Below are 6481 nucleotides of genomic sequence, written 5' to 3' on the forward strand. Positions count from 1 at the left end.
CGACGCGGTCGCGGGCCTCCTCACGCGCCCCTGTGTATGCTTAGGGGGACTTCCCTCTCCCGCGTTGCGTGTAAAGTCCCCTTCAGCACGTCCTATGCGACGAACGTCCCCTTCAGCTCACGCGGACGTTGGCCTGCGGCCTGCCGAGGACGGTCTGGCCGTCGAACTTGGCCACCAGATCGATGCGGGCGATCCCGTCGTCCGAGATGGCGGCCACCTTGCCGGTGAACTCGACGAGCGCGCCCTGCTCGTCGTTGGGGACCACGACGGGGCGGGTGAAGCGGGTGCTGAGGTCGACGAGGCGGCCGGGATCGCCGAGCCAGTCGGTGACGACCCGGCCCGCCAGCGCCATGGTCAGCATGCCGTGCGCGATGACGTCCGGGAGCCCGACGTTCTTCGCGAAGCTCTCGTTCCAGTGGATGGGGTTGAAGTCCAGGGACGCGCCGGCGTAGCGGATGAGCTGGTCCCTGGTGATCCGCACCCGCAGCGGGGGCAGTTCGTCTCCGACGTTCACGAGTCCTCCCCTCGCACGACGAGCTGGGCCCGGGTGGTGCACACCGGCGCGCCCTGAGCATCGGTGATGTCGGCGCGGAGGTCGATGAAGTCGTTGCCCGCGCGCGCCATGATCTTCTCGATGTGGGTGGTCAGCTCGAGCACGTCTCCCGCGTGGATCGGGCGGGTGTGGCCGAAGGACTGGTTGCCGTGGACCATGCGCGAGTAGTCCAGCCCCAGTTCGGGGTCGGTGACGATGGTGTTGATCGCGGCGAGGTTGATGATCGTCACGAACGTCGGCGGCGCGATGACGTCGGGATGACCTGCGGCGCGCGCGGCGTCGGGGTCCCGGTAGAGCGGGTTCTCGTCGCCGATCGCGTCGGCGAACTCCCGGATTTTCTCCCGGCTCACTTCATACTTGCTGGCGGACGGATAGCTCCGCCCGGTGAACGACTGATCCAAGGGCACGCCAGGAGGCTACCGGGCTCCGGGAACGACGAAGCCGCCCCGGGGTGTCCGGGACGGCTTCGGCGAAGCTGGATGAGGAACCGCTCGACGTCAGCGGGTCTCTTTGTGAGTCCGGTGCGTACCGCAGTTCGGGCAGAACTTCTTCATCTCCAGGCGATCCGGGTTGTTGCGCCGGTTCTTCTTGGTGATGTAGTTGCGGTGCTTGCACTCCTCGCACGCCAGCGTGATCTTGGGTCGCACGTCGGTGGCAGCCACAGCGTTTCCTTCTCTCTCAGGTCTGGGGTCGCACCCCAGGATTACCGCGTAGCGGTGGCCGGACTTGAACCGGCGACACAGCGATTATGAGCCGCTTGCTCTGCCAACTGAGCTACACCGCCCTACTTGCGCCCACCCCGGGGTCCAGGGGCTGGCCCCTGGCGGGGGTCTGGGGGTCCGACCCCCAGAGGACACCGCGAAGCGAGCTACGCTTGCGCTTTCCGCAAGCATAGCCCGCCCACTCGCGAGCCCCTTTACGGAATCGAACCGTAGACCTTCTCCTTACCATGGAGACGCTCTGCCGACTGAGCTAAAGGGGCCTGGCCTCTCGCGAGGACTTGGAAAGATTAGCAAGCCCTGTCACCCCGTTGTGCACCCGGGGTGGCCAAAGTACAAAACCTCAGGTCAGCAGGGTCAGCACCGTCTCCGAGTGCCGTCCCGGCGAGCGGGCCGTCCGCGCCTGCAGCCACGCCTCCAAGCGGTCCTCCGGCAGCGGCCGCGAGATGAGATAGCCCTGCGCGACGTCACAACCCATCGCTTCGAGCTGATCGCGGGCGACGTCCTCCTCGACGCCCTCGGCCACCACGGTGAGCCCGAGCGAATGGCCGAGTTCGACGATCGAGCGCACCACGGCGAGGTCGCCGAGGTCGGTGCCCATGCCGAGCACGAAGCTCTTGTCGATCTTGACCTGGTCGACCGGGAGCTGCCGCAGGTAGGCCAGCGACGAGTACCCGGTGCCGAAGTCGTCGACCGCGAGCACGATGCCCAGCGAGTGCAGCTCGCGCAGGATCGGCAGCGCCTTCTGCGGGTCCGACATCACCCCGGACTCGGTCAGCTCGAACGTCAGCAGCTCCGGTGGGACGTCGAAGCGTTCCAGCTCGCGCGCGACCTTGGCCGGGAAGTCCTCGTCGGCGAGGTTGCGCACCGACAGGTTCACCGCGGCGGAGATCCGCAGGCCCTCGTCGAGCCACTTGCGGACGCGCTTGAGCGAGGCCTCCAGCACGAACGAGGTCAGCACGCCGATGAGCCCGGCCGCCTCGATCGCCGGGACGAACTCGTCCGGGCCGAGCCTGCCGAATTCCGGGTGCACCCAGCGCACCAGCGCCTCGACGCCCTGCACCTGACGGTTCGGCAGGGTGATCTTGGGCTGGTAGTGCACGGTGACCTGGCCGTCCTCCAGCGACTGCCGGAACTGCGTGACCAGCTGGAAGCGCCGCAGGAAGATCTGGCCCATGCTCGGCACGTAGCCGCGGACCTCCTCGCCGCCGCGGGTGGCGCGGACCGCGACGTCGGCGCGCTGGAGCAGGCCGTCGATGTCCACGGCGTCGCCGTTGTCCTCGGGCGAGGTGGTGGCGTACCCGATCATCGCGTTCGCTTCGACGGAGAGCCGGTCCACCGGGTACGGCGCGGAAAGCTCGGCACGCAGCCGTTCCGCCGCCGCGTGGGCGTTCTCGGGCGCGCAGCCGACGAGCAACGCCGCGAAGGAGGCGCCCTCCAGCCGCGCGAGCGGGACCTCCGGGCCGAGCGCGTCGCGGATGCGGCGGCCCGCGGCGATCACCATCCGGTCGGCCCACGCGTAGCCCAGCGCGTCGCTGACGGTCGAGAACACGTCCAGGTCGATGCGCAGCACCACCGCGTTCGCGAACTCCCGCAACGGTTCCTTCGCGACCTGCCGGAAGCCCGGCCGGTTGAGGTGCCCGGTGAGCGGGTCGTGGTACGCGTCGTGCCGCAGTGTCGCGAGCAGGCGGCGGTTGTCGAGCGAAGTCGCGAGGTGGCTCGCCATCGTGCCCAGCAGCTGGACGTCGTACTTGCCGAAACCACGCCAGCGGGAGAGCCGGTCGTGGGCCTCGACGACGCCGAGGAGCTGGTTCGCGCTGCGCAGCGGGACGACGAGCGCCTCCTGCGCGCCACGGTCGATCAGCGCGGCGCGGACGTCCGGATTCGCTTCGGTGATCCGGAAGTGCCGGACGTGCGCGCCGGGAAGGCGCAGCAGCGGATCGTCGGCGGCCGGGTCGATCGGTGGCAGGTCGTCGCCCGCGACGACCACGCGCATGGCGTCCTTGGGTTCCAGCCGCAGCCGCAGCACCACCCGCCCGGCGGCGAGCTGGTCCTTGATGCGTTCGGCGATCGTGGCCCACTCGCGGACGTCGACGCCGCCGACGAGCTCGTCCGCGCGGCTCGCGGGCCGTGCCGCGGCCTGCTGGCCGGAGCGGGCGACCATCAGGCTGACGTCCGAGAGCGCCTCCATGTCGCGTTGTTCGCGCAGGAGATCGGAATAGGCCCAGTACAGCGCGGTCAGCCCGAGGAAGACGGCGAGCACCAGCGGCCACGCCTTGGGCGTGCTGGAGATGACCAGGTAGCCGGAGAGGCCGACCGAGGCGTTGACGAAGCCGACGACCAGGATGCGCCCGGTGAGCCGGATCGCGGTGCTGACCCGCATCCGGCGGCGCAGCACCCGCACCGCGGCGAGCGCGAGCAGCGTGCTGACCAGCGGCGCGGCCAGTGTCCCGGCGAGCGCGGCCACCCACGTCATGTCCACCGAGCCGGTGGCCTGCTTGACCAGGCCCGCGACCGCGAAGGCGCCGGTGATCTCCAGCAGGAACGCGCCCGCGTTGTAGAGGACACGTCCGGCGACCTTGCGGGCGAGCAGTGTCCCGATGCCCGCGACCAGGTGCGCGGCGAGCACGACCTCGAACGGAGCGATGAAGAAACCGATTACCAGCGGGATTTCAGTGAACGAAATGGTCCAGGAGATCCCGCTCCGGACGTCGACGTTGATGCCGAGCTGCTCGGCGAGCAGGAAGGCGACCGTGAGGACGAGGCCGATCCACCAGAGGTCGACATTCCCCTTGAACGGCAACCACGCGCCGACCGCGAAGGCCGCGACGAGGCCGAGGCTGAGCACGACGAAGGTGTAGGCGCGGAAGCGGCGTTCGTCGGTGCGGGCCTCGGAAGAGGACACAGAAGACGCTGACGTCCCGGCTCCACCCGTGCCCGATTTGGCCTGTGCGGAGGCTGGGGCGTGGGCGTTGCTGTCCGGCATCCGACCTTCCTTCCCGGCTGCCCCACCGGTCGTTCATCCGTGACGTCAGGTGTGGACAAGGGCCATACCGTACCCCGTAGGGCGTACCCGTGTCCCTTTCGAGACACTAGGAGATCACCCCAGGGTTAACAATGACCAAGCCGCACTGACCTGCGTGGACCAAGGAGTGAAACATCCGGGGTCGCCTACGGGATTCCCATCCGCGCGGTTCTCTACGCACATCCGGCCGGGTAGCGCTTGAATGTGCCCCATGCACAGCGACGTGATTGCCTCCGAACACGCGACGCGGCTCGCGGCGGTGGATCCCCTGCTCCCCGGTTCGATTGCCTTCGAGACCTCCGAAAACGCCGTGGTGCTGGGGGTCGAGGCCGGCGGCTCCGCCGCGGCGGGCCTCGCTTCCCGGGTCCAGGTGGACCGCGACGCCCCGAACGCGCCCTGGCGCGCGCTGACCGAGCACCGGCTCGACCTCCAGCTGGCGGGCCCACGCCCGGCGGACGCGCTCGACGCGCTCCTCACCCGATGGGATGAACATCTGCGTGCGGCCGCCGAACCCGGCGACACCGAGACCGCGGCGATCGTGCCGCGTGCCAGCCGTGACGCCGCGGGCGCGCGCGAGATGCTGCACCACGGCTTCGCGCCCCTGCGCGTGATCGCGGTGCGGCCCGCCGAGCGGATGACACCGGCGGGCCCGCGCGGCACGCCGGGCGTCAAGATCCGCCGGGCCGAGCCCGGCGACCTCGACACCGCCGTCGCGCTGGGGATGGAGCTGCACTCCTACGACGCCCAGTTCGGCACGGTCAACCTGCGCGCGGGCGTCGAGGAGATCCTGGCCAAGGACCTCGCCGAGCAGCTGAAACGGCCGGAGCCGCCGTTGTGGATCGCCGAGTTGTACGGCCGTCCGCTCGGCATGGTGAACGTCCAGCACCCTGGCGAGACCGGCTGGATCAGCGACCGCGTCGCCGCGACGCGCGTCGGCTATCTGTCGTCTCTGGCGGTCGCGGAGGCCGCGCGATCGTCCGGTGTCGGCACCGCGCTGGCCACCCACGCGCACCAGGTTCTCGACGAGGAGGGCGCCGACGTCGTGCTGCTGCACCACGCCGCGGCGAATCCGCGGTCGACGCCGTTCTGGTACGCACAGGGCTATCGCCCGCTGTGGACGTACTGGCAGCGGCGGCCGGCGGTTCGATGACTCCGGCGCGTGGCGGCTTCTCGCAGGCCCCAAGCTCGCTACGCTGAGCACAGGAATGCGCGAGCGAGGGGACCGATCGTGACCGAGCAGGGGGATTCCGCGCCGACCGCGCCGGAGGGCGTCGACACCGAGAAGCCGTCCGCGGCGCGGATCTACGACTGGTATCTCGGGGGCACCCAGAACTGGGCCGTGGACCGCGAGTTCGGGCGCCGGATGGAACGGCAGTGGCCGTACGTCAAACCGGGGGCGCGGCACAACCGGGAGTTCATGAACCGGGCGGTGCGCAGTGCGCTGGGCGCCGGGATCCGGCAGTTCATCGACCTCGGTTCCGGGGTGCCGACGGCCGGGAACGTGCACGAGGTGATCGCGGCCGAACTGCCCGACGACGAGCCGGCGAAAGTGGTCTACGTCGATTACGAGCCGGTGGCGGTGGCACACGCGACGGTCATCCTGGAGGAAGAGGGCGCGACCGACTGGGCCGGGATCATCCAGGCCGACATGCGCTCCCCGAAGACGGTCCTGCGCGCGCCGCGGACGCGGGAACTGATCGACTTCACGCAGCCGGTCTGCCTGATGCTGGTGGCCGTGCTGCATTTCGCCGGGCCGGACGACGATCCCGCCGGGATCGTGCGGACGTACCGGGACGCGCTGGCGCCGGGCAGCAGGCTGGTGATCTCGCACATGAGCGAAGGCGACGCCGAGCCGGGCGAGGCACTGGACGGGCTGCGCTGGCTCGTCGAGCAGTACCGGAACACGAGCAACCCGATGTGGCTGCGGGACCGCGACGAGATCGTGGAGCTGTTCGGGGACTGGACACTGCTGGAACCCGGCGTCGTGCACCTTCCCGACTGGCGGCCGGACCGCCGGCTGAACGCCGTCGAGGCCGAGGCTCGGCCCTTCGCGTGGTGCGGCGTCGCCGAAAAACCCGCCTGACCCGCCCCTCGTTCCATTCCCACAGCTCCGATGTCTCCCTCGTCTCCTCCTGCGGCCCGGCGCGTTTAGCGGGCTAAACGCACTCGGGGCCACCCACGGCG

6 protein-coding genes and 2 tRNA genes are annotated in these 6481 nt (G+C 69.9%); 2 read left to right on the top strand and 6 right to left on the bottom strand.

All coding sequences use genetic code 11. From position 1 onward, the window contains the following. Window positions 1-112: 112 nt before the first annotated feature. The 6 genes from ACFWX1_RS23795 to ACFWX1_RS23820 all read right to left on the bottom strand — a co-directional run bounded on the left by ACFWX1_RS23795 (window position 113) and on the right by ACFWX1_RS23820 (window position 4258). The gene (locus tag ACFWX1_RS23795; RefSeq protein ID WP_378390711.1) at window positions 113-514 is read right to left on the bottom strand and encodes a MaoC family dehydratase; all 402 of its coding nucleotides are present in this window, start codon (window positions 512-514) and stop codon (window positions 113-115) included. Next, window positions 511-960, bottom strand: a complete 450-nt coding sequence (locus ACFWX1_RS23800; RefSeq protein WP_378390713.1) for a MaoC family dehydratase N-terminal domain-containing protein — start codon at window positions 958-960, stop codon at window positions 511-513. Before ACFWX1_RS23800 ends, ACFWX1_RS23795 begins: the two co-directional genes overlap by 4 nt. 90 nt (window positions 961-1050) lie before the next feature. Then, window positions 1051-1215, bottom strand: a complete 165-nt coding sequence (gene rpmG / locus ACFWX1_RS23805; RefSeq protein ID WP_005152047.1) for a 50S ribosomal protein L33 — start codon at window positions 1213-1215, stop codon at window positions 1051-1053. A 49-nt stretch (window positions 1216-1264) separates the two neighbouring features. Beyond that, window positions 1265-1337, bottom strand: a tRNA-Met gene (locus ACFWX1_RS23810). 125 nt (window positions 1338-1462) lie between these two features. Beyond that, window positions 1463-1535 (bottom strand) — tRNA-Thr (locus ACFWX1_RS23815). An 80-nt stretch (window positions 1536-1615) separates the two neighbouring features. Then, window positions 1616-4258 carry a putative bifunctional diguanylate cyclase/phosphodiesterase gene (locus tag ACFWX1_RS23820; protein ID WP_378390715.1) on the bottom strand — a complete coding sequence of 881 codons (2643 nt, stop codon included), beginning with the start codon at window positions 4256-4258 and terminating at the stop codon, window positions 1616-1618. 250 nt (window positions 4259-4508) lie between these two features. Here ACFWX1_RS23820 and ACFWX1_RS23825 point away from each other — a divergent pair, with 250 nt between their 5' ends. After that, window positions 4509-5447, top strand: a complete 939-nt coding sequence (locus tag ACFWX1_RS23825; protein ID WP_378390717.1) for a GNAT family N-acetyltransferase — start codon at window positions 4509-4511, stop codon at window positions 5445-5447. Between the two features lie 78 nt (window positions 5448-5525). Further along, window positions 5526-6380 carry an SAM-dependent methyltransferase gene (locus ACFWX1_RS23830; protein ID WP_378390719.1) on the top strand — a complete coding sequence of 285 codons (855 nt, stop codon included), beginning with the start codon at window positions 5526-5528 and terminating at the stop codon, window positions 6378-6380. The last annotated feature ends 101 nt before the right edge of the window (window positions 6381-6481 follow it).

This window comes from Amycolatopsis sp. NPDC059021 (assembly GCF_042739895.1).
GTDB lineage: Bacteria > Actinomycetota > Actinomycetes > Mycobacteriales > Pseudonocardiaceae > Amycolatopsis.